Origin of the sequence: Agrobacterium sp. D14, from assembly GCF_001526505.1 — a bacterium.
In the GTDB taxonomy this organism is placed as follows: Bacteria; Pseudomonadota; Alphaproteobacteria; order Rhizobiales; family Rhizobiaceae; genus Agrobacterium; species Agrobacterium leguminum.
The window spans coordinates 48,678-69,897 of the sequence record NZ_ASXX01000022.1 but is presented as its reverse complement, the minus strand read 5'-3'; the positions used below and the strand labels follow the sequence as shown (position 1 = coordinate 69,897).

18 protein-coding genes, 1 pseudogene and 1 riboswitch are annotated in these 21,220 nt (G+C 61.0%); of the genes and pseudogenes, 7 read left to right on the top strand and 12 right to left on the bottom strand.

What is annotated here, in order from left to right:
* Nucleotides 1-26: 26 nt before the first annotated feature.
* Nucleotides 27-1,181 carry an amidohydrolase gene (locus L901_RS15270; RefSeq protein ID WP_059758251.1) on the bottom strand — a complete coding sequence of 385 codons (1,155 nt, stop codon included), beginning with the start codon at nt 1,179-1,181 and terminating at the stop codon, nt 27-29.
* Nucleotides 1,182-1,241: 60 nt separating this feature from the next.
* Nucleotides 1,242-2,888, bottom strand: coding sequence for a GNAT family N-acetyltransferase (locus L901_RS15265; protein ID WP_059758247.1), 1,647 nt, complete (start codon nt 2,886-2,888; stop codon nt 1,242-1,244).
* A 234-nt stretch (nt 2,889-3,122) separates the two neighbouring features.
* Here L901_RS15265 and L901_RS15260 point away from each other — a divergent pair, with 234 nt between their 5' ends.
* Both L901_RS15260 and L901_RS15255 read left to right on the top strand, forming a co-directional pair.
* Nucleotides 3,123-3,857: an SDR family NAD(P)-dependent oxidoreductase gene (locus tag L901_RS15260; protein WP_003524050.1), complete on the top strand. Its 735-nt coding sequence runs from the start codon at nt 3,123-3,125 to the stop codon at nt 3,855-3,857.
* Between the two features lie 36 nt (nt 3,858-3,893).
* A pseudogene (locus tag L901_RS15255) lies at nt 3,894-5,245 on the top strand (aspartate aminotransferase family protein).
* A gap of 39 nt (nt 5,246-5,284) precedes the next feature.
* Here L901_RS15255 and L901_RS15250 read toward each other — a convergent pair.
* Together L901_RS15250 and L901_RS15245 are read right to left on the bottom strand one after the other, a co-directional pair.
* Entirely contained in the window at nt 5,285-5,722 is a 438-nt protein-coding gene (locus L901_RS15250; protein WP_059758266.1) for an EamA family transporter, read from the bottom strand.
* 182 nt (nt 5,723-5,904) lie between these two features.
* On the bottom strand, nt 5,905-7,251 hold the full coding sequence (locus L901_RS15245; RefSeq protein ID WP_003519920.1) for a dicarboxylate/amino acid:cation symporter: 1,347 nt from the start codon (nt 7,249-7,251) through the stop codon (nt 5,905-5,907).
* Between the two features lie 236 nt (nt 7,252-7,487).
* On the opposite strand from L901_RS15245, the gene L901_RS15240 reads away from it, so the two are divergent.
* Both L901_RS15240 and L901_RS15235 read left to right on the top strand, forming a co-directional pair.
* Nucleotides 7,488-9,329, top strand: a complete 1,842-nt coding sequence (locus L901_RS15240) for a sensor histidine kinase (protein WP_059758245.1) — start codon at nt 7,488-7,490, stop codon at nt 9,327-9,329.
* A 1-nt stretch (nt 9,330) separates the two neighbouring features.
* Nucleotides 9,331-10,695: a sigma-54 dependent transcriptional regulator gene (locus L901_RS15235; RefSeq protein WP_059758242.1), complete on the top strand. Its 1,365-nt coding sequence runs from the start codon at nt 9,331-9,333 to the stop codon at nt 10,693-10,695.
* A gap of 223 nt (nt 10,696-10,918) precedes the next feature.
* On the opposite strand, the gene L901_RS15230 is transcribed toward L901_RS15235, so the two are convergent.
* Nucleotides 10,919-11,395, bottom strand: a complete 477-nt coding sequence (locus tag L901_RS15230; protein WP_059758240.1) for a BA14K family protein — start codon at nt 11,393-11,395, stop codon at nt 10,919-10,921.
* A gap of 179 nt (nt 11,396-11,574) precedes the next feature.
* Between L901_RS15230 and L901_RS15225 the strand changes: the two genes are divergently transcribed.
* A complete protein-coding gene (locus tag L901_RS15225) occupies nt 11,575-12,285 on the top strand; it encodes a GntR family transcriptional regulator (protein ID WP_003519916.1) in 711 nt (236 codons plus the stop codon).
* A gap of 48 nt (nt 12,286-12,333) precedes the next feature.
* On the opposite strand, the gene L901_RS15220 is transcribed toward L901_RS15225, so the two are convergent.
* Nucleotides 12,334-13,590 (bottom strand): D-amino acid dehydrogenase, encoded by a 1,257-nt coding sequence (locus L901_RS15220; RefSeq protein ID WP_059758237.1) that lies wholly within the window; start codon nt 13,588-13,590, stop codon nt 12,334-12,336.
* A 7-nt stretch (nt 13,591-13,597) separates the two neighbouring features.
* The gene (gene alr, locus L901_RS15215) at nt 13,598-14,764 is read right to left on the bottom strand and encodes an alanine racemase (RefSeq protein WP_059758233.1); all 1,167 of its coding nucleotides are present in this window, start codon (nt 14,762-14,764) and stop codon (nt 13,598-13,600) included.
* A gap of 127 nt (nt 14,765-14,891) precedes the next feature.
* Here alr and L901_RS15210 point away from each other — a divergent pair, with 127 nt between their 5' ends.
* Nucleotides 14,892-15,350, top strand: a complete 459-nt coding sequence (locus L901_RS15210) for an Lrp/AsnC family transcriptional regulator (protein ID WP_003500727.1) — start codon at nt 14,892-14,894, stop codon at nt 15,348-15,350.
* A gap of 216 nt (nt 15,351-15,566) precedes the next feature.
* Here L901_RS15210 and thiD read toward each other — a convergent pair whose 3' ends face one another.
* Genes thiD through L901_RS15185 form a run of 5 tightly spaced genes read right to left on the bottom strand, consistent with a single transcriptional unit; the run spans nt 15,567 to nt 19,479 of the window.
* The gene (gene thiD, locus L901_RS15205) at nt 15,567-16,364 is read right to left on the bottom strand and encodes a bifunctional hydroxymethylpyrimidine kinase/phosphomethylpyrimidine kinase (RefSeq protein WP_059758231.1); all 798 of its coding nucleotides are present in this window, start codon (nt 16,362-16,364) and stop codon (nt 15,567-15,569) included.
* Nucleotides 16,361-17,023, bottom strand: coding sequence for a thiamine phosphate synthase (gene thiE, locus L901_RS15200; RefSeq protein ID WP_059758228.1), 663 nt, complete (start codon nt 17,021-17,023; stop codon nt 16,361-16,363). Before thiE ends, thiD begins: the two co-directional genes overlap by 4 nt.
* The gene (locus tag L901_RS15195) at nt 17,010-17,750 is read right to left on the bottom strand and encodes a hydroxyethylthiazole kinase (protein ID WP_059758225.1); all 741 of its coding nucleotides are present in this window, start codon (nt 17,748-17,750) and stop codon (nt 17,010-17,012) included. Before L901_RS15195 ends, thiE begins: the two co-directional genes overlap by 14 nt.
* Nucleotides 17,747-18,697, bottom strand: coding sequence for an ABC transporter substrate-binding protein (locus L901_RS15190; protein ID WP_059758221.1), 951 nt, complete (start codon nt 18,695-18,697; stop codon nt 17,747-17,749). Before L901_RS15190 ends, L901_RS15195 begins: the two co-directional genes overlap by 4 nt.
* On the bottom strand, nt 18,694-19,479 hold the full coding sequence (locus L901_RS15185) for an ABC transporter permease (protein WP_059758218.1): 786 nt from the start codon (nt 19,477-19,479) through the stop codon (nt 18,694-18,696). The genes L901_RS15190 and L901_RS15185 overlap by 4 nt, the downstream gene beginning before the upstream one ends.
* A 124-nt stretch (nt 19,480-19,603) precedes the next feature.
* Nucleotides 19,604-19,706, bottom strand: a riboswitch (TPP riboswitch).
* A gap of 219 nt (nt 19,707-19,925) precedes the next feature.
* Here L901_RS15185 and L901_RS15180 point away from each other — a divergent pair.
* Nucleotides 19,926-21,215: a pilus assembly protein TadG-related protein gene (locus tag L901_RS15180; RefSeq protein ID WP_059758215.1), complete on the top strand. Its 1,290-nt coding sequence runs from the start codon at nt 19,926-19,928 to the stop codon at nt 21,213-21,215.
* Nucleotides 21,216-21,220 lie beyond the last annotated feature (5 nt).

The window sequence follows — 21,220 nt, the reverse complement described above, 5'->3', positions numbered from 1 at the left end:
TCGCGGCTGGGTATAGCCGGCCGCTGCTATTCCGCGTCGGTCAGGTTGCGGATGATGCGCATGAAGATGCGCGCGCCGGTGCCGATCAGCGCATCCGGAAAGTCGTAATCCGGATTGTGCAGGTTGGGATAATCCCGGCCTGCGCCGAGAAAGAACATCGCCGATGACGAAACGGCGCGAAAGCGGCCGAAATCCTCGGAAGCCCGCATGGGCAGACCCTCCGAACCGTGGGAGATTTTCTCCTCATCCAGCGCGCGCCGGATATGCCCGACCGCGCCAGGCGCATTTTCGCAATGCAGGAAAATATCGTCATAGGTGATGTCGAGCGTCAGCTTCTGTTCGTCCGCCACCTTTTTAGCCAGCGTTTCCGCAGCATCGCAGAGTTTTTCCATCCGGTCGTCGGTCAGCGTCCGAAGTGTTGCCCAGATTTCAGCATCGGCCGGGGAAATGCCGAAGGCGGCTTCGCCCATCACGGCATGGGTGATCGTCACCATCGAAAAATCGGGCTCCGGCGGGAAACCGGAGCCCAGTTCGGCCAAGGCCGGCATCAGCCGGGATATTGCCCGCATCGGGGAAATGCCATGTTCGGGCGAAGACGCATGCGCCGTCTTGCCGGAAAGGTGGATCTTGACCCCGCGCGACGCGCAGTTGACCGGTCCCTCCACGACGCTGACATGGCCGAAAGGCAGGCCGGGCAGGTTATGGAGCGAAAAGGAATAATCCGGCTTTATCTGCCCAAAGCGCGGGTCGGCGAGGACGGCGGCGGCGCCGGCGCCGGTTTCTTCCGCCGGCTGGTACAGAAGGATGACGCGGCCTGTTGCGGGCCGCTGCCGTGAAAGGCCAAGCGCCAGCGCCGTCAGAATGGTGGAGTGGCCATCATGACCGCAAAGATGGCCCTTGCCGTCGGTGCCGGAGCGGTATTCGGCGTCACTCTTTTCGTGAATGGGCAGGGCATCGAGTTCCGAACGGATCAGGATCGCCGGGCCGCTTTTGCCGCTGTCATAGACCGCAGCCACGCCATGGCCGCCGAGATCGGCGAAAAGCTGGTCGGGCTGCGCCTGCTCGAGGAAAGCGCGGATGCGCCGCGCCGTTTCCTTTTCCTCGCCGGAAATTTCCGGATGACGGTGAAGATCATGGCGAAGCTCAATGAGATCGAGCATGTCCTTGTTGGTCAGAAACATCAAAAATCCTTGCAAGTCGTCCGGCCGGTTTTTCCTGCCGCAACTTACAGGGCGTTGCCTTTAATGCAAAACCTTTGGCGGGTGCCAGCGTTTGCCCGCCGCTTTCGGCTTGATGGCGAGCGTGACGACATCGGCTGGCAGCGTAACCTTGGCTTTTGCCACTTCCAGCCGGGCAAGGGCTGCACGGGCCTTTTCCGCATATTCCAGATGCGCCGCATCGTCCGAATGATAGTGCTGCAGCCTGTCGAGGATTTCCGCGCCTTCCATCGTTCTTTCGGCGGCAATCAGCGCTACGGCGCATTTGTAAAGCGCCTCCCGGTGGAAGGGCGCGCGATTGGTCACCTGGCGGAAGGCCTCGGATGCCTCGTGGTAGTGCTGCTGCGCCAGCCGGGCCTCGCCGATACGCAGCCAGAGGACGACGGGTTCCTGCCCGGCGGCCAGAAGGCTGAGAAAGGCAATTTCGGCCTCCCGGAATTCGCCCCGGTCGAACAACAGATTGGCCAGCCCGAATTGCGCGCCGAGATGGTCCGGTGCCGCAGTCAGCACCTGCGCGAAGGCAATATTGGCGGCCGCCTTCTGGCCGGTCTTATAGAGTTTGAGGGCCTGTTCGTAGACAAACCGGATGCTGCGCGGGTGAAGCGTGCCGCCGAGATTGTCGCCCGAGCGGGTGCGGAACAGCGTGCAGCTCAGCTTCTGCTCCTCCGGCCCGAAGAAATATTTGTAAGGCTCGTTGCCGCGCAGGAAATCATAGGTTTTGAAACCCTGCTCGATTGCCCTGCGAATGCAATGGCCATGCAGCACGAGGCCGGGGGAAGGGGTCTTCCAGTTCTCGTCGCGGCCGGTGATGTAGAACAGGACCGATTTCTTCTGGCGGTCGATGATATTGGCGAGCGCGCCGAGCGGCTGGTCGCCGAACCAGAGCACCGGCACTTCCAGATCGCCGCGGATATAGACATCCATCAGCATCTGCCGTGTCGCGCCGATCAGGAGTTCCGTGCGTTCCTTGCCCTTGTGCGGCGCCCAGCGGATGCGCCAGAAATCGAACAGGATGTCCATATCCCGCTTGATTGTTTCTCTCGTTGCAAAGGTGATGCGATATTCGTCGCCGCCCTCCACTTTTCTCAGGAAACGCCTGAGCTTTTGCCGGGTCTGGCTGCTCATATGGCTTTCGAGATAGCCGTCGAACGTCTCCGGCAGCGCCACCACCGGGCAGATGCAATTGTTGATGTTGTAGGGGTTGGTCGGCATGTTGTCGCGAAACATGACGAGCGGGCCTTGAAGTGCGCGGATCATCGCCTCGCGGCGTTCCGGCGGGCCGGAAAGATAATCGAGCTTCAACTCGGTCCAGTTCTGCTGGCGTATATAGGAACAGAAACCGGCGACTGCGTGATTTTCATAGTCCGGCAGGGTGATGAAACCGGTGTAATCCGCCGCCGCATTGCCGGCCATGACGATGCTGTCGTGGAAGCGTCCGGTTTTTTTGTCCGGTTCGGTGACGATGCGCAGCGGGAAAAACGCCACATAGGGCGAGCCTTCCGCCCGTTCGCGCAGCGCAAGAATGAACCAGCGCCTGCGGCGCGGCATATAGTCTCTCAGCCACCCCCAGGAGAGGAAATGCCGGGCATGGGGATCGGCCATGAACACCGCATCCCAGTTTTGGCGGATCGCCTCGAAGCCGGCGTCCGTGTCGATGATATCGATGCGCATTCGTCCCCCTCCCAATACTGATCACACATTCGGGAGGCTTCATTTTATGGGTAAACAGTCGGCTTCAAATATTCCCTTCGGGTGAAAGCCATGCATCAAATGGGATTAGCCCGTCGCCGATCCGCCATCGCTGCGCCGCGACAAAAAAGACCTTGTCAGCCGGTGGCAGCGCTCTAACATGCGGGGCTGAATGCGCGGCCGGCTCAACGGTCCGCATGGCACAGGAGTTCTCACATGGCTGTTCCTTATATGCTTCTGACCGGCGCAAGCCGCGGAATAGGGCACGCCACCGTCAAGCTGTTTCAGGAAAAGGGTTGGAGAATTCTCACCGTATCGCGGCAACCTTTCTCCGAGGAATGCCGTTGGCCGTCGGCGCGGGAGAGCCATATTCAGGCCGATCTGGAGGACCTGTCCCGCATCGACGATCTGGCGGACGAGGTGCGTTCACGCCTGCCGGAGGGAAAGCTTGCGGCGCTTGTCAACAATGCCGGAATTTCGCCGAAGGGCGAGGGCGGCAGCCGTCTCGGTGTCATGGATACGACGGCGGAAATCTGGACGCGGGTGCTGAACGTCAATCTCGTTTCGACGGCGCTGCTTGCCCGCACGCTTTTGCCGGAACTGGAAGCGGCAAAAGGCTCCATCGTTAACGTCACATCGATTGTCGGCTCACGGGTGCATCCTTTTGCTGGCGTGGCCTATGCCACGTCGAAGGCGGCGCTCGCGGCGCTGACGCGGGAGCTGGCGCATGAGTTCGGCCCGCGCGGCGTGCGCGCCAATGCGATTGCGCCGGGCGAGATCAACACCGCCATCCTCTCCCCCGGAACGGCGGAACTGGTGGAAGCCCAGGTGCCGCTCGGGCGGCTCGGCACCACGGCCGAGGTGGCGCAGACCATCTATTTCCTGTGCTCGGAACAGTCGAGCTACATCAACGGCGCGGAAATTCACATCAATGGCGGCCAGCACGTCTGACACGCCGAGCATCAACCGAAAATGGAGCCTTCACCGATGACCATCCTGCCGAATTCCGTCGAGGCACGCGATATCGCCTATCAGATGCATCCGAACGTCAATCTGCGCAAATTCGAAAAGACCGGCGGTCTGGTGATCGAGAGCGGCGAGGGCATCTATGTCACCGACAGCAGCGGCAAGCGCTATATCGAGGCGATGGCGGGGCTGTGGTCGGTGGCGCTCGGCTTCGGTGAACAGCGGCTGGTGGAAGCGGCGACGAAGCAGATGCAGAAGCTGCCCTATTACCACACCTTTTCCTACAAGACGCACGGCCCGTCTGTCGATCTCGCCGAGCTGCTGATCGAGCTTTCACCGGTGCCGATGTCCAAGGTGCATTTCACCTCCTCTGGCTCCGAGGCCAACGATCTTGTCGCCAAGATGGTCTGGTATCGCTCCAATGCGCTGGGCAGACGAGACAAGAAGAAGATCATCGGCCGCATCAAGGGTTATCATGGCGTGACGATTGCCTCGGCCTCGATCACCGCCTGCCGCGCAACCATGAAAGCTTCGACCTGCCGCTGGACCGCATGTTGCATACGGCCTGCCCCTCCTATGTGCATTTTGGAAAGGAAGGGGAAAGCGAGACGGATTTCACCGCGCGTATCCTGAAGGAGTTGGAGGATCTGATCCTGCGCGAAGGCCCGGAAACCATCGCCGCTTTCTGGGGCGAGCCGGTAATGGGCGCGGGCGGCGTTCTTTTGCCGCCGGAAGGTTATTGGGCGGGCGTTCAGGCGATCCTGAAGAAATACGATATTCTGCTTGTGGTGGATGAGGTGATCTGCGGTTTCGGTCGCACCGGCAAGATGTTCGCCTGCGAGACCTATGGCATCAAGCCGGATGTGCTTGTCGTCTCCAAGCAGATTTCGTCGTCCTATATGCCGCTTTCGGCGATCATCATGAATGACAATTTCTACCAGCCGATTGCCGATGAATCCGACCGTATCGGCTCCTTCGGCCATGGTTACACCGCCTCCGGCCATCCCGTCGCGACGGCGGTGGGGCTGGAAAACCTGAAGATCATTCAGGAGCGCGATCTGGTCGGCAATGTCGCCCGGCTGGAGGGCAAGTTTCTTAGTCATCTGAAGGCGCTGGCCGATCACCCGCTCATTCATTCCTCGCGCGGTATCGGCCTGATCGGCGCGCTGGAGGTGAAGCCGTGGGAGGGCATGAAGCCGGGCGATACCACGCTCGCCCTTGCCGCGGCCATCGAAGAGGAGGGTGTCATCACCCGGCCTATCGGCGAATCCATCTGCTTTTGCCCGCCGCTCATCATTACGGCCGAACAGCTGGACGAGCTGTTTGCCGGTGTTAAGCGCGGTCTCGACAAGGTTGCGGCTGCCCGAGGCTGACGACTCCAGCGATTGTGCCGGCCGGTTTATCCGGCCGGCCTATCCCCGATAGGCCACAAGCACCGCGCCGCAGGCGATCAGCACCACGCCGAGCCAGTTGGGCAAAGACAGCCTTTCCCCCAGAAACAGCACCGCAAAGACGGCGACAAACACGACGCTCAGCTTGTCGATGGGCGCGACGCGGGCGGCGTCGCCGAGTTTCAGCGCCCGGAAATAACATATCCACGATGCGCCGGTCGCCAGACCGGAGAGCACGAGGAACACCCAGGTTTTACCCGAGATGGTGGAAGGCTGCTGCCAGTTGCCGGTGATGTAAACCATCAGGCCGGCGGCGGCCAGAATGACGACGGTGCGGATGAGAGTGGCGAAATCGGAATTGATATTTTCGACGCCGATCTTCGCAAAGATGGCGGTGAGCGCCGCAAAGGCTGCCGATAGCAGCGCCCAGAATTGCCAGGCCAGAAACAGGTTCTTCATGCCGCCACTCCGCTTATCGCATTTATTCCGCTTCGGCTCTATCGCATCTTCCGGCCGATAAAAACCCCGTTTGATGGGGCGAGCCTGAAGAATGAAAGCCCGGCGCATCCAGTCGATGCGCCGGGCTTCCTGTATGTGCCTGCCCGGAGAAACCGGGACAGGCCGGACCTTGGGAGGTCTTATTATTCGGCGGGCTGCACCGAAGCCGGAAGCTGATCCACATCGGCGATGCCGGTGAACTCTTCCTGGCCGCTCAGCACGCGGGCGAGCTGATCCTGATCCAGTTCGCCTTCCCAGCGGGCGACGACGATGGTGGCAACCGCATTGCCGACGAAGTTGGTGAGGGCGCGGCATTCCGACATGAAACGGTCGATGCCAAGGATCAGCGCCATACCAGCGACCGGAACCGAAGGCACAACAGAGAGGGTTGCCGCGAGCGTGATGAAGCCCGCGCCGGTGATGCCGGCGGCACCCTTGGAGGAGAGCATGGCCACCAGCAGCAGCAGAATCTGTTCGCCGAAGGAGAGGTGGATACCGGTCGCCTGCGCGATGAAGAGGGCCGCCAGCGTCATGTAGATGTTGGTGCCGTCAAGGTTGAAGGAATAGCCCGTGGGGATGACGAGGCCGACGACGGAGCGCTTGCAGCCAGCCTTTTCCATCTTGCTCATCAGGCCGGGAAGGGCGGCTTCGGAAGACGACGTGCCGAGAACCAGAAGCAGTTCTTCCTTGATGTAGCGGATGAGCGCGACGATGGAGAAGCCGTTGTAACGGCATACCGCGCCGAGAACCACGAACACGAACAGGAAGGACGTGACGTAGAAGGTGCCGATCAGCATCGCAAGGTTGGTGACGGACGAGATGCCGTATTTGCCGATGGTGAAGGCCATCGCGCCGAAAGCGCCGATGGGGGCGGCCTTCATCAGGATCGCGACCAGCTTGAAGATCGGATACATCAGGGCGTGCATGAAATCGGTGACCGGCTTGCCCTTTTCGCCGACGATGCCGAGCGCGATACCGAACAGAACCGAGAAGAACAGCACCTGCAGAATGTCACCGCTGGCGAAAGCGCCGACGATGGTGGTCGGAATGATGTTCATCAGGAAGCCGGTGATGGTCTGCTCATGGGCCTTGTCGGCGTAGGTCGCGACAGCCTTGGCATCCAGCGTGGCGGGATCGATGTTCATGCCCGCGCCCGGCTGCACGGTGTTGGCGACGATGAGGCCAACGATGAGCGCGAGCGTGGAGAATACCAGGAAGTAGATCATGGCCTTGCCGGCCACGCGACCCACCTTCTTCATGTCGTTCATGCCGGCGATGCCGGTTGCGACGGTGAGGAAGATGACGGGTGCGATGATCATCTTGACGAGGCGGATGAAGCCGTCGCCGAGCGGCTTCAGCTGTTCGCCGAAAGCCGGATAGAAATGGCCGAGCGCGATACCGGCGATGATGGCCACCAGAACCTGGAAATACAGGTGCTTGTAGAATGGCTGCTTGGCGTGGCCTGCGGCCACGGCTGTCGTATCGATCATGTTTTTTCCTCCTCGGCCTCACCCTGCCTTTATTGGCCTCCCGGGATCGCCGTGACGTTGACGGCTTCGCGCCGATTGCGGAGTCATGTGCAATACGCATGCCAGACTTGCTTATTTGGTGTAACTGGCTGATTTCAAAAGTAGTTTTTATTGGCGCTTCATCAGCCCATATGCATTTGTGTGGAATTCCGGACAAAATCTCTTGCGGTTTGTGTGTAAATCCGCACAATTGTCGCATGACCTATCAGGATCAGGCATCTCATTCCCATGCGAAGCGGCGGGCGCAATGGCTGGCGCTGGCGGGCCTGTGGCTGCTCGTCAGTCTTGGCGTTCTGCTGGTGGCCGATGAGTTCGCCCGCAATCAGGCGCTGCGCATGGCCGGTTCCGAAGCCGCCACGGATGCCGAACTGAAGATCGCGCTCCTGAATGTCGCGCTGGAGCGGCCGCGCGCCATTCCGCTTGTCCTCTCCGGAGATCCCGATCTTGCCGCCGCGCTGGATGGCGGCGGTGCTCCTGCCCTCGACCGGTTGAACCGCAAGCTGGAGGGGCTGATTGAAGGTACGCAATCCTCGGTGATCTATGTGACCGGGCCGACCGGATTGACCATCGCGTCGAGCAACTGGCGGCAGGACGACAGCTTTGTCGGCTCCAACTATGCTTTCCGCGAATATTTCCAGGCGGCGATGAAGACTGGCATGTCCGAGCATTATGCTCTCGGCAATGTCAGCCGTCGGCCGGGTCTTTATATCTCCCGCCGCATCGATGCCGCCGATGGGCGGCCGCTTGGCGTCGTCATTGCCAAGGTCGAGTTCAACCGGCTGGAGACAGACTGGAACATTGGCGGCAAGCCGGTCTATGTGGTCGACAGAAACGGCGTCGTGCTGATGACCAGCGTGTCGGAATGGCGCTTCAAGACCGTTGCGCCGATCGATGAGGCGCGGCGGAAAATCATTTCCGAGAGCCTGCAATTCGGCAATGAGGCGCTTTCAACGCTGCCGTTTCGGGCGGCGCGGCGCGCGAGCGAGGGTGTTCCGCTCATTCATGTCGATGAGCCGGGGAGGGAACGCGGCGACTATCTGCGGCTGGAAGTGCCGGTGCCGACCACTTCATGGACGCTGCATTATCTACAACCGGTCGCGCCGGCGCTGAATGCCTCCATCCGCGAGGGCAGGGTGGTGGCGCTGGCGACGCTGATGCCGCTGATGGCGCTTTCGGCCCTGTGGCTCTGGCGCAGGCACAAGGCGCTCAAGGAAAAGGAAGAAGAGCAACGCGCCCGCGCCGAGCTGGAAATGAAGGTGCAGGAGCGGACCCGCGACCTGACGAAGACCCGCGATCATCTGCAGGCCGAAATCGCCCTGCATGAAAAGACCTCGGGCGAGTTGCGCAATGTGCAGCACGAACTGGTGCAGGCCAACCGCCTTTCCATTCTGGGGCAGGTGGCGGCGGGCGTGGCGCACGAGATCAACCAGCCGGTCGCGACCATCCGCGCCTTTGCCGACAATGCCCGCACCCTGCTCAAACGCGACCGCATGTCCGAGGCCACCGAAAATCTAGAAAACATCGCGGCGCTGACCGAGCGTATCGGCACCATTACCGGCGATCTGAAGATATTGGCCCGCAAGGGCCGTACCGCTGCCGAGCCTGTCAGTGTTCGACTGGTTATCGAAGGTGCGGTCATGCTGTTGCGCAGCCGCTTCTCCGGGCAGATGGATGCGCTGGACATCGTGTTGCCGGATCAGGACCTGAAAGTGCTCGGCAGCCGTATCCGGCTGGAGCAAATCCTCATCAACCTTCTGCAAAACGCGCTGGAAGCCACTGAAGAGACTGGGGCGGCCCGTGTCGAAGTTCGTGTGCGCGAGGAAGGCGACATGGTCGTGCTTTCCGTCAGCGACAATGGCACGGGCATTCCCGAAGCCATCCGCGCCCAGCTTTTTTCGCCCTTCAATACCTCCAAGGAAAGCGGCCTCGGCCTCGGTCTCGTCATCTCCAACGATATTGCTTCGGACTATGGCGGGCGTATCGAGGTAGCGAGCAGCAAGGCGGGCACATGTTTTTCCGTATTTCTGAAGCGAGCATGACATGATGGTGGACGGAACCATATTCCTGGTGGACGACGACTCCCAGCTGCGTAAGGCGATGGTGCAGACGCTGGAACTCGATGGATTGCCGGTCACGTCGTTTTCCCGCGCAGAACAGGCGCTTGCGGCCTTGAACGAGGATTTCGATGGTGTCGTCATCACCGATGTACGTATGCCCGGCATGACGGGGCTCGAATTTTTCGACCATGTCCGCAAGATCGATGCCGATCTTCCGGTCATTCTCATCACCGGCCATGGCGATGTGCCGATGGCGGTCGATGCGCTTCACAATGGCGCCTATGATTTCATCGCCAAGCCCTTTCCCGCCGAACGCATGGTGGAAAGCGCCCGCCGGGCGCTGGAAAAGCGCCGCCTCGTGCTGGAAAACCGGGCGCTTCGTCGGGCGGCGGGGCAGGCGGAAGATGATTTACCACTGATCGGCCAGACACCCGCCATGGAGCGCCTGCGCACCACGCTGCGGCATATTGCCGATACGGATGTGGATGTACTGGTGGCGGGCGAGACCGGCAGCGGCAAGGAAGTGGTGGCGACGGCCCTTCACCGCTGGAGCAAGAAACGCTCAAAGGGCAATTTCGTGGCTTTGAATTGCGGAGCGCTGCCGGAAACGGTGATCGAGAGTGAGCTTTTCGGCCATGAGCCCGGGGCTTTCACCGGCGCGCAGAAAAAGCGCGTCGGTCGCATCGAGCATTCGAGCGGCGGCACCCTGTTTCTGGACGAGATCGAAAGCATGCCGCTTGCGGTGCAGGTGAAGATGCTGCGTGTGCTGGAAATGCGCGAGGTCTCGCCGCTCGGGTCGAATGAGGAGAGGCCGGTCGATATTCGCGTGGTCGCGGCGGCCAAGGTCGATCTTGGCGATCCGTCCGAGCGCGGCACGTTTCGTGAGGATCTCTATTACCGGCTGAATGTGGTGACGCTGTCCATTCCGCCGCTGCGCGAACGCAAGGCGGATATTCCGCTGTTGTTTTCCCACTTCGTCACCAAGGCCGCCAACCGTTTCAACATGGCGGTGCCGCAGATCAGCGCCGGCATTTCCCGCCGCCTCAATGACCACGACTGGCCGGGCAATGTGCGCGAACTCGGCCATTTCGCCGAAAGGGTGGTTTTGGGGCTGGAGACGGAACCAGCGGAGCCGCCGGCATTGCAATCCACAATCCCCGCTTCCGGAACCCTGCCGGAGCGCATGGATGAGATCGAGGCGCGCATCATCCGCGAAACGCTGGAACAATCGAATGGCGACGTGGCGGAAACGATCGCCACCCTCGGCATTGCCCGCAAGACCTTTTACGACAAGCTGCAGCGCCACGGCATCAACCGGGCGGATTATGTGAAAAATGGCGCTGCGTGAAATGGTGCAGGGCGGGACCTATGGCGACCGCCTAGAATCTTGATCGTCATGCTCGGGCCTGTCCCGAGCATCTGCAACCTTCTGATTTTATGAGACGTGAGTGGATCCTCGGCACAGGGCCGAGGATGACGCAGAGTTTGGGGCGGCTCTCACTGAAAAGCCGCAGACTTTTCCATCTGCGGCCTGACAATAACAGCTACAAGTGTGCTCAATGGCTGGCGGATCAACCCGCGACGCAGAAATGGCGCTGGCCGTCATAATCCGTATAGGTGCCGGTGCGGGTGTTGAAGCTCCGGTAACGCTGCGAGCAATAGTCGTACCAGGCGTTGGTCCAGGGCTCGATGGTGCGATAGGTGCGGCGCTGGTTGTAGACCGGGCGGCTGTCGTAAACCGGCTGGGCGCGATAGACGGGTGCGGGGCGGTAAACCGGCTGCGGTGCTGCGCGGTAATAACGGTAATCCGGCTCTTCATCGACATAGCTCGGCTCGTCGACATAGACGCGCTCATCGTAGGCTGGCGCCGGACGCGACATTGCGGAGCCGACGGCGACACCGGCGGCAAGGCCGAGCACGCCACCCAGAATGGCAGCATCGCGACGGTCGCGGCGGTCCCAGTCGCCAGCGGATGCGCTGCTCAAGGGAACAATGGTGGCGGCGGCGACAGCGATTGTCAGAACTGTTTTAGCTGCAAAGGACGACATGGTGTGTTCTTCCATACAGGTGGCAGGGCGCTGCCAGTTGCAAATTCGATGGTTAAGGAAATACAGCCGGGCTGCTGAACGGGCGCTGAATGAATTGTGGCAGACCGGCGGCGGCCCGCAATTCCTGTTTGCGCGCGACGCACTTCGCGCTAGAACTCAAGAACAAACAGGACGCACCGATGAGCCTTTCCCAGATAACCGTCAATTCCGACACCTCGCATGAAGACCGTGCCCAGGCCATTCGCGATACGCTGCGTGACGCCATTGTCGACCGGCGGCTGGCGCCGGGAACCAAACTGTCGGAATCGGAGGTGGGAACGCTGTTCGATGTCAGCCGCACGGTGGTGCGCGCCGCACTTCAGATGCTGGCCTATGAGGGGCTGGTGAAGGCCGAACGCAACCGGGGCGCCTTCGTTTCCAATCCCACGCCGGATGAAGCGCGGCAGGTGTTCGCGTCGCGCCGGCTGATCGAACCCGGCGTCGTGGATGCCGCAATCGAAAAAATCACGCCGGCGGCGGTGAAGCGGCTGCGTGAGCATCTGGTGCAGGAAAGCCGCCACCAGCATGAGCGCGGCCCGAGCGCCAGACGCGCGGAAATCAAGGCATCGGGCGATTTCCACCTGATGCTGGCCTCGCTTGCCGGCAACGCAATTCTGGAAAAATTCATGGACGAGCTGGTCGCCCGCTCGTCGCTGGTCATTGCGCTTTACGGCCGCTCGGGTGTTTCAAGCTGCGGCCACAATGATCACGCCGATCTCCTGGACGCGCTTGAGGCGAAAGATACGGCAAAGGCCCGCGCGCTGATGTTGCAGCATCTCGATCATATCGAGGCCGATCTCGACCTTCGCATGATGGAAGGTCTGGCGCTGAAGGATGCGCTGGCGCTCTGATTGACCGCCATCCCCGTCGCGGGACGGGAATGGCGGGTTGATTGCGTGTCAGGCGGCGTAACGGCTGATCGCCAGATCGTGCGTGTCGATCTCCGGCTTGTTGCCGCTGATGAGATCGGCAAGCACCCGGGCGGAGCCGCAGGACATGGTCCAGCCAAGCGTGCCGTGGCCGGTATTGAGATAAAGATTGCTGTAGCGGGTGGCGCCGATGACAGGCGTGCCATCCGGCGTCATCGGGCGCAAGCCGCACCAGAATTTCGCCTGGGTCTGGTCGCCCGCGCCGCCGAACAGGTCTTCCACCGAATGGGCCAGCGTTTCCTGCCGCGCTGCCGGCAAATCCTTGCTGAAACCGGCGATTTCCGCCATGCCGCCGGCGCGGATTCGTGAGCCGAGGCGGGTAATCGCCACCTTGAACGTCTCGTCCATGACCGTGGAAACGGGCGCGCGCTCCTCTTTCACGATCGGAACCGTGATGGAGTAACCCTTGACCGGGTAAACCGGCAGGGTAAGGCCAAGCTGGCGCACAAACTGCGGCGAATAGCTGCCGAGTGCCGCCACGAAAATATCGGCCTCCACCAGCCCGCGGGTGGTCTCCACAGCCTTGACGCGTCCTGCCTCGACGATGGGGCGCATGATGCCGGTATCGTAAAGGAAGGTGACGCCCGCCTCTTCGGCCATACGGGCAAGTTCGGTGGTGAACATGAAGCAATCGCCGGTTTCATCGCCGGGCAGGCGCAGGCCGCCGACGATCTTCTCCTTCGAAGGAGAAAGACCGGGTTCGATGGCGGCGCAGCCGTCGCGGTCGAGAATCTCGAAAGGCACGCCGCCCGCCGTCAGCACGTCGACATCCTTGCCGATGGCATCGAATTGCTTCTGGGTGCGGAATACCTCCAGCGTGCCCTGCATGCGCTGGTCATATGCGATGCCGGTCTCTTCGCGCAGCGCCATCAGGCAATCGCGGCTATATTCGGCAACGCGCACCATGCGGCTCTTGTTGATGGCGTAACGCGCCGAGGTGCAGTTGCGCAGCATCTGGCTCATCCAGCGCCATGCGGCCGGATCGGCCGTTGGGCGAATAATCAGCGGCGCGTGTTTCATGAACAGCCACTTCATCGCCTTGACCGGAATGCCGGGGGCGGCCCAGGGCGATGAATAGCCGGGGGAAACCTCGCCGGCATTGGCGAAGCTGGTTTCGAGCGCTGCCGCCGGCTGGCGGTCGATCACCGTCACCTTGTGTCCGGCTTTGGCCAGATACCAGGCGGATGTCACGCCGACAACACCGGCTCCGAGGATAGTGACGTTCATGATCGTCTCACTTGTGATTGACTGATGTTGAAGCGATGGCCGAGGTTTCTCCCGGCTGAATATAACTACGGCGATATCGGCGTCCGAGGCCGGTCAGGATTTCATAGGCGATCGTGCCCGCATCCTCGGCAATGTCTTCCAGCGTCTGCTTAGGCCCGATCATCTGCACAAGGCTGCCCTGGGTCAATGTTCCTTCAGGCAGGGCGGATATGTCGAGAATGATGCTGTCCATGGAAACGCGTCCCGCAATCGGCAGGCGCACGCCGTTATACCACGCCGCGCCGCGATTGCTGAGCGAACGCGGCAGGCCGTCAGCGTAACCGGCGGCGATGGTTGCCAGACGCGTGGGCCCGGCCGCTTCGAAGGAGCCGCCGTAACCGACCAGCGAACCGGCGGGGACGGTGCGGGTCTGGATGACGGCGAGATCGAGGCGAACGACCGGCTTCATCGGGTTGGGGCGTGCAACGGACGGCGCGCCACCATAAAGTGCGATGCCGGGGCGCAGCAGGTGGTTGTGGTAATCATTGCCCAGAAAGATGCCGCCGGAATTCGAAAAACAGACGGGCGCTTCAGGAAAGGCAATGGCGGCTTTGCGCATCACCGCAAGCTGCGCGGCATTGGAGACATGGTCCGGTTCGTCGGCGCAGGCGAGGTGGCTCATGACGAAGGCAATGTCGATGCCATCCAGCAATTGCGGATGGGAGGCGAGGATTTCAAGCTCTTCGGGGGAAAGGCCGAGACGACACATGCCGGTATCGATCTGCACGGCGGCGGTGAGCGTCTTGCCAAGCTTTTTGGCGTGGCCCGACCATTGGGCGATCTGTTCCAGCGAATTCAGAACCGGGGTGATGGCCATGGCGGCGCAGGAGGTCTCATTGCCGGGCTGAAGACCGTTAAGGACGAAAATCCGCGCCTCTGCCGAAAGCCGCAGTCGCAACGCCAAGGCTTCATCGATATGGGCAACGAAGAAATTGCGGCAGCCCGCCTCGAACAGGACCTGCGAGACGATATCCGCGCCGAGACCATATGCATCGGCCTTGACGACCGCTGTCGTCTGCGATGCTGGCGCCATGGCCGCAAGGGTCAGATAATTGTCGCGCAATGCGCCGAGATCGATGGTCAAATGGCCGCTTGCACCACCGGCGGCCTGCTGGCGGCTGATCTGCATGTCCATGGTCGTTCACCCTCATTTTTATCCCATGAGGGTATTGCAACGATTGTCGAATTTCTTGGCGATTGTTCGAGGAAAATGCGATAGAATTCATAATGGCGCAATTTTCTTTTGCTGATTGGAATCTTCTATGTCGTCACTCGATGCGACCGACCGCCACATCATCCGCCTGCTTCGGCTCAATGCCCGCATCAGCAATGCGAAACTGGCGGCCGAAGTCGGGCTTTCCGCATCCGCCTGCCTTCGCCGGGTCGATATTCTCGAGCGGGAAGGGATCATCAGGGGGTATACGGCGCTGACGAGCGGCCTTGCCGGCGGCGAAGTGATTTCGGTCATCGTGCAAATCACGCTCGACCGCCAGACGGAGGATTTTCTCAACCGTTTCGAAAATGCGGTGCGGCGATATCCGGAAATCCGCGAATGTTATCTGATGACGGGCGGATCGGATTATTTCCTGCGCTGCGAGGCGGAAAGCGCTGGGGATTTCGAGCGGATTCACAAGGAAATACTGTCGAAGCTGCCGGGGGTTTCGCGTATTCATTCGAGTTTTGCGATCCGGAATGTGTTGGCGACGCCGAAGGCGCGGTAGCATCGGAGTTCGCGGCTACCCCCTCTGTCCTGCCGGACATCTCCCCCTCAAGGGGGGAGATCGGATGGAGCGCCCGCTCGTCCCCCTCGTAGCCATCTTATCAATAAAGTGACGTTGCTGAATGTGGTGGGCAAGCCACTTGTCGATCTCCCCCCTTGAGGGGGAGATGTCCGGCAGGACAGAGGGGGGTAAACCCCAAACTCCGCCCTCTCATCGCTAACCCCACCACCGATAAAAATGATGTACCGGCCCCCGCCCGTGCCCGACAGCAAGGCCCCGCCCGGCATCGAGCGCCCCATTCAGATAGTCCTTCGCAAGCCCAACCGCCTCCTGCAACTCACAACCCTTTGCAAGATGAGCCGTAATCGCTGCCGCCAATGTGCAGCCGGTGCCGTGGTCGTTCTTCGTCTCCACCCGCGGCGCGGAAAGCGTCTGCATGGCGCCATCCGCAAACAGATAATCCGTGCTCTCCGGCCCGTCGCCGTGGCCGCCCTTGATGAGCACGGCTTTTGCGCCCGCCTTCAGGATCGCCTCGGCTTGCCGGACGATCTCTGTCTCCGTCTTCGCCATCGAAGACCCGGTCAGCAGCGCCGCTTCCGGCAGGTTCGGCGTGACGATGGTGGCGAGCGGCAGCAAGTCGCGCCGCAATGTCTCGATGGCGTCTTCATGCAGCAGCCTGTCACCGGAGGTCGCTACCATGACCGGGTCGAGCACCACCGGCTGCGATTGCCGCCGAAGCCGTTCCGCGATGGCGGCGATGGTTTCGATCCGCGAGACCATGCCGATCTTCACCGCATTGACGGCGAGATCGGAGAATACCGCATCCATCTGCGCGATAATGGTGGCGACCGAAATATCCTCAACCGCCGTTACGCCTTTGGTGTTCTGGGCGGTGATGGCGGTGATGACGCTTGCGGCGTAGGCGCCGAGCGCGGAGAAGGTCTTGATATCCGCCTGAATACCCGCGCCGCCGCCGCTGTCGGAGCCGGCAATGGTCAATGCAATGGCTGTCATGGCTGTCTCGCTTTCAGTGCCGCGTCAATCTTGGAGCGGAAGTCCTTGGTTGCGCTGGCAATATCTCCCGCGCGGAAAATGGCGGAAATGACCGCCACACCATCCGCGCCGGCGGCAATGACGGGTGGCACGCGGGCAAGATCGATGCCGGCGATAGCGCCGACCGGCATATCCGGTTTCCACTCCTTCAGCAGGGCGCGCAGCGTGGCAAAACCGTCGATACCCACCGGCTTGTCCGGATTGACCTTGGAAACGGTTTCGAACACGCCGCCAATGCAGGCGTAGTCGACGGGCATGGAGGCCGCCCGTTCGGCATCGGACCGGTTCTTGACGGTGAGGCCGATGATCGCCTTTTCGCCGAGAATGCGCCTTGCGGTTTTGGCGTCCATGTCGTCGGCGCCGAGATGCACCCCGTCCGCGCCCGAGGCGAGGGCCACATCCACCCGGTCGTTGATGACCAGCGGCACGCCGGTGCCGGCGATGGCCTCGTGAATGGCGCGGGCGTTTTCGATCATCTCGCGCGTCGAGCCGTGCTTGTCGCGATATTGCAGAATGGTCGCGCCGTTCAGCGCGGCGGCGAGCGCAAGCTCCGGCAGCGGCGCGACATCGTCAAGGCTCGCATCGACCAGCGCGTTGAGGCGGTAATCAACCTTGTTCATGCTCTATCCTCGCGTGATTTGTGATGTCCTCACCGGAAATTTTGGAAAGCACATCTAGAAACGCCGGTTCGAAGCTGCCGGGGCCTCTGGCGTGCTTGGCCGCAAGTTCGGCGGACACGCCGGTGACGGCAAGGGCGGAGGCCGCCGCCGTCAGTGCGTCTTTTTCGACAGCCATGAAGGCGGCGATGACGCCGCCCGAAAGGCAACCCGTTCCCGTCACCTTCGCCATCCACGGATGGCCGTTGACGATCCTGACGCTGCGGGTGGCATCGCGCAGATGATCGACCGGCCCGGTCTCGATCCTCACCACGCCAGGCACATCGCCGATCAGGCTCATTTCGGCGTGATTGCCACGCACGATCGTCGGGGAAAGTGCGATGAGTTCGCGCGCGAATTCCAGACGCGACGGCGAATAGTCGCAATGCACGGGGTCGACGATCCACGGCTTGCCGGATGCATTGGCGATTTCGATCGCTAGCCGGATGACCTTGCGCCGCTCGGCATCCAGCGTGCCGAGATTGACGGTCAGCGCATCCGCCTTGGTGACGAAGCTCTCGATTTCCTCCAGCGAGGTGGTCATGGAAGGAATACCGCCAACGACGGTGATGCCGTCTGCGGTGAATTTCTGCACCACGGTGTTCATCAGGCAATGCACGCGCGGGCGCGTCTTGCGCACCCGCTCCAGAATCTCGGCGGCGATTGCCGCTGTCGGAAAAGTCGTGGTCATGGCTGTTGCAGCTCCACGGCGATGTCGTCCGCCGCCGGCGCCTGCTTGATCAGCTGCATCTCCTGCATGAAAGCGCCAAAACGGGCATAGCGGGTGCGATCAAGTGCGGCCGGGCGCTTGGCGAAGCGCGGCAGCGTGTCGAAGAAGGCCTGCTTGTTCAGCGCGTCGTCAAGGTTCGGATAGGCCTTGATGAAAAGCTGCCAGGATTCCTGAGGATGGTTGGTAATGAAGATCGCGGCTTGCTCCACGGCGGAGAGGAAACGCGGCAGGCGGCTGTCTTTTGCGAGATCGCGGTGCGTGACGAAGATCAGCTCGTCATAGGCCGGCACGCCGTGTTCCTCCGGGAAGAAGGAGCGGCCTTCATGTCCCTCGAGCTTCATCTGCGTCAGCTCGAAATTGCGGAAGCCGCCAAGCGTGGCATCCACCTTGCCGGCGATCAGCGACGGCGAGAGCGAGAAGTTGACGTTGATGAGTTCGACATCGTCCTTTGTCAGGCCGTCCTTTTCCAGCATGCGTTTCAGCATCGCATCCTCGAAGCCGGAAACGGAAAAGCCGACCTTCTTGCCCTTCAGGTCTTTCAGGCTCTTGATCGGCCCATCGGCCAGAACGGTGACGGTGTTGAGGGGCGTCTCGACCAGCGTGCCGAAACGCACGAGCGGCAGGCCGGCATCGTGATCGAGGTAGAGGTTCGGTTGGTAATGCACACCGATATCGGCCTGTTTGGCCGAGACGAGACGCGGCACGGCGGAGGGGTCTGCGGGCGGAACCAGTTCCACTTCCAGCCCCACATCGGCAAAGAGGCCGCGTTCCTTGGCGATCACCATCGGCGCATGATCGGGGTTCACGAACCATTCGAGCAACACGGTCAGCTTGTCTGCCGCATGCGATTGCATGGGTGAAAGCACGCTTGCTGCCGCAACGACGAGGGAAAGAAGAGTTCGTTTCATGGTGCCGAAAGTCTCCGTAAAGATCTGAAAGGAATGGTGTGTTCTGTTTCCTTGGCCCAGGGGGCCAGATTGGCGGTCGAAAAGTCGACGATGAGCCGCAGCAGCACCGCCATGATGGCGAGAATGGCCATGGCCGCGAACATGGTGTCGGTTTGCATGCGGGCATTGGACTGGATCATCACAAACCCAAGCCCGGCCGATGCGCCCACCCATTCGCCGATGACAGCGCCGAGCGGGGCAAGCGGCGCCGCCACCCTCAAGCCCGAAATCAGCGATGGCAACGCCAGCGGCACACGCAACCGGGTGAGGATCTGCCAGTGGCTCGCCTCAGTCAGCGAGGCGGCGTCGAGGATGGCGCGATCGGTGCGGTTGAGGCCATCCGTGAAAGCGGAGGCAACGGGGAAGAAGATGATGATCGCCGTCATGACCACTTTCGAAGCCATGCCGAAACCGAACCAGAGGACGAGGATGGGGGCGAGCACGAAAACCGGAAAGGTCTGCAACACCAGAACCATGGGCCAGACGAGGCGGCCAAGGCGCGGGATGGCGGCAATCGTGAACGCGACGAGAATGCCGGCGGCGATGCCTGCCACAAGCCCGAGCGCCATTTCACCGAGCGTTACCAGTGCCTGCCCGAACAGGAAGCCGGGCTGGCGCCAGAAAGCGCCAGCGACATCGGCGGGCGATGGCAGGATATAGCGGGGTGGGGAAAACAGCCACGTTCCCGCCTGCCAGAAAACCAGCAGAAGACCGACACCGTTCAGCGCATGGGTGGCACGCATGAGCCGGACCTCAGACGCGGGCGCACCGTGTGCGAAGGGCGGAAGGTTTCAGCATCATCATTCGTCTCCAGATATGACAATCCCGGAGATCAGGCAAAGCGGAGAAGAGAAAGGGCAGCGCCTCTTGGCGCGACAGTTCCGTTCCTACGCCGGCATGACCCGGATCAGGTTCAAGGGTCCGGCTCATCGCCATCTCAGCACCGTTCGGTGCTCCCCTCGGAAGAGTTTGTTTTGTAGGTCAAGTTTCATAAATGTCAACGTCCCGCCGGCGATCCGTCGTCAGGCGTGATCGTGAATGCCTGCACGGGCTCGCGCCGGTGCGCATCTCCCATTGGCGTATTAGTTATTGAGGAAATTAGATTTATCGAAAATTAGTTATCTCTTGAAACTGCCTTTCAATATTGTTCGGCTAACTTTCGCTCCGGGGAAAAGTTCCGGGGGCGAATTTGAAGAACATCTGGCAGGATAAATCGGGAAATTTCGGCATTCTCAGCGCCCTGTTGATGGTGCCGCTGATCGGGGCGGCCGGCGTGGCACTCGATGTGACGCATGGCATGGCCGTCAAATCGGACCTGCAGATGGCGGCGGATGCTGCGGCGCTTGCTGTGGTTGCCGATACGTCGTCGAGCGTTCAGAAGGCAAAGGAAATGTCGGGCGACGGTGTCATTTCGCTTGGCACTGATGAAGCCTCCGCATTCTTTGAAAGCAATGAGCGGGCCAATCCCGATTATAAGCTCCTGTCTCTTGATGTGTCGGTGATCAAGCAGGGTAACGCGATCGAATCCTCGGTCAGCTTCAAGGCATCCGTTGGCACGACGCTTTCACGGATACTCGGAGAGGATCTCATCACCGTTTCGGGCAAGGCGACCGCCAAATACGAGACGGAAACATTCAGCGACTTCTATGTCCTGCTTGATAACACCCCCTCGATGGGTGTCGGCGCGACGCCGACCGACGTTGCGACCATGGTTGCCAATACCAGCGACAAATGTGCTTTCGCCTGTCACATCGTGAAAAACGGGGTGGTGGATACAAACAGCTATTACTACAAAGCCAAAAGCCTCGGGGTCACGACGCGCATCAATGTGGTGGCGCAGGCTACGGCAAGCCTGATGGATACGGCGAAGTCCACGCGGAAAAGCAGCAATCAATATCGCATGGCTGTCTATACCTTCGGAGAGAAGGCGGAAGATACGAAGCTGCTCGAAGTCGTTCCCTTGACCTCGGATCTGGCGACCGCGAAGAAGAAAGCCGCTGAAGTCGACCTGATGTCGATCCCCAAGCAGGGGTTCAACAACGACCAGCAGACCGATTTTGACCGGGCACTGACCCAGATTGGCGACAGGATCGGCAGTTCGGGCACCGGTGCAAGTTCAGCCAGCCCCGAAAAGATCGTCTTCTTCGTTTCGGACGGCGTCGGCGATAGCTACAAGCCATCCGCTTGCACCAAAAAAACCACCAGCGGCCGCTGTCAGGAGCCGATCGATATCAAATATTGCACGAAGCTGAAGGAAAAGGGTTTTCGCATCGCCGTGCTTTATACCACCTATCTGCCGCTGCCGACCAATGACTGGTACAATACGTGGATCGCGCCCTTTCAGCCGGAAATCGGCGCACGCATGCAGCAATGCGCTTCGCCGGGCCTGTTCTTCGAAGTCAGCCCATCGCAGGGTATCAGCGATGCGATGACCGCCCTTTTCAAAAAGGCCATCACATCACCCCGCCTGACGGGGTGATGGCA

What these genes read in the sequence shown, in the direction of transcription:
- L901_RS15270 (WP_059758251.1), bottom strand. Translation starts at nt 1,181, where the DNA reads ATGTTTCTGACCAACAAGGACATGCTCGATCTCATTGAGCTTCGCCAT.
- L901_RS15265 (WP_059758247.1), bottom strand. Translation starts at nt 2,888, where the DNA reads ATGCGCATCGATATCATCGACACGGACGCCGGCTTCGAGGCGATCCGC.
- L901_RS15260 (WP_003524050.1), top strand. Translation starts at nt 3,123, where the DNA reads ATGGCTGTTCCTTATATGCTTCTGACCGGCGCAAGCCGCGGAATAGGG.
- L901_RS15250 (WP_059758266.1), bottom strand. Translation starts at nt 5,722, where the DNA reads ATGAAGAACCTGTTTCTGGCCTGGCAATTCTGGGCGCTGCTATCGGCA.
- L901_RS15245 (WP_003519920.1), bottom strand. Translation starts at nt 7,251, where the DNA reads ATGATCGATACGACAGCCGTGGCCGCAGGCCACGCCAAGCAGCCATTC.
- L901_RS15240 (WP_059758245.1), top strand. Translation starts at nt 7,488, where the DNA reads ATGACCTATCAGGATCAGGCATCTCATTCCCATGCGAAGCGGCGGGCG.
- L901_RS15235 (WP_059758242.1), top strand. Translation starts at nt 9,331, where the DNA reads ATGATGGTGGACGGAACCATATTCCTGGTGGACGACGACTCCCAGCTG.
- L901_RS15230 (WP_059758240.1), bottom strand. Translation starts at nt 11,395, where the DNA reads ATGTCGTCCTTTGCAGCTAAAACAGTTCTGACAATCGCTGTCGCCGCC.
- L901_RS15225 (WP_003519916.1), top strand. Translation starts at nt 11,575, where the DNA reads ATGAGCCTTTCCCAGATAACCGTCAATTCCGACACCTCGCATGAAGAC.
- L901_RS15220 (WP_059758237.1), bottom strand. Translation starts at nt 13,590, where the DNA reads ATGAACGTCACTATCCTCGGAGCCGGTGTTGTCGGCGTGACATCCGCC.
- alr (WP_059758233.1), bottom strand. Translation starts at nt 14,764, where the DNA reads ATGGACATGCAGATCAGCCGCCAGCAGGCCGCCGGTGGTGCAAGCGGC.
- L901_RS15210 (WP_003500727.1), top strand. Translation starts at nt 14,892, where the DNA reads ATGTCGTCACTCGATGCGACCGACCGCCACATCATCCGCCTGCTTCGG.
- thiD (WP_059758231.1), bottom strand. Translation starts at nt 16,364, where the DNA reads ATGACAGCCATTGCATTGACCATTGCCGGCTCCGACAGCGGCGGCGGC.
- thiE (WP_059758228.1), bottom strand. Translation starts at nt 17,023, where the DNA reads ATGAACAAGGTTGATTACCGCCTCAACGCGCTGGTCGATGCGAGCCTT.
- L901_RS15195 (WP_059758225.1), bottom strand. Translation starts at nt 17,750, where the DNA reads ATGACCACGACTTTTCCGACAGCGGCAATCGCCGCCGAGATTCTGGAG.
- L901_RS15190 (WP_059758221.1), bottom strand. Translation starts at nt 18,697, where the DNA reads ATGAAACGAACTCTTCTTTCCCTCGTCGTTGCGGCAGCAAGCGTGCTT.
- L901_RS15185 (WP_059758218.1), bottom strand. Translation starts at nt 19,479, where the DNA reads ATGCGTGCCACCCATGCGCTGAACGGTGTCGGTCTTCTGCTGGTTTTC.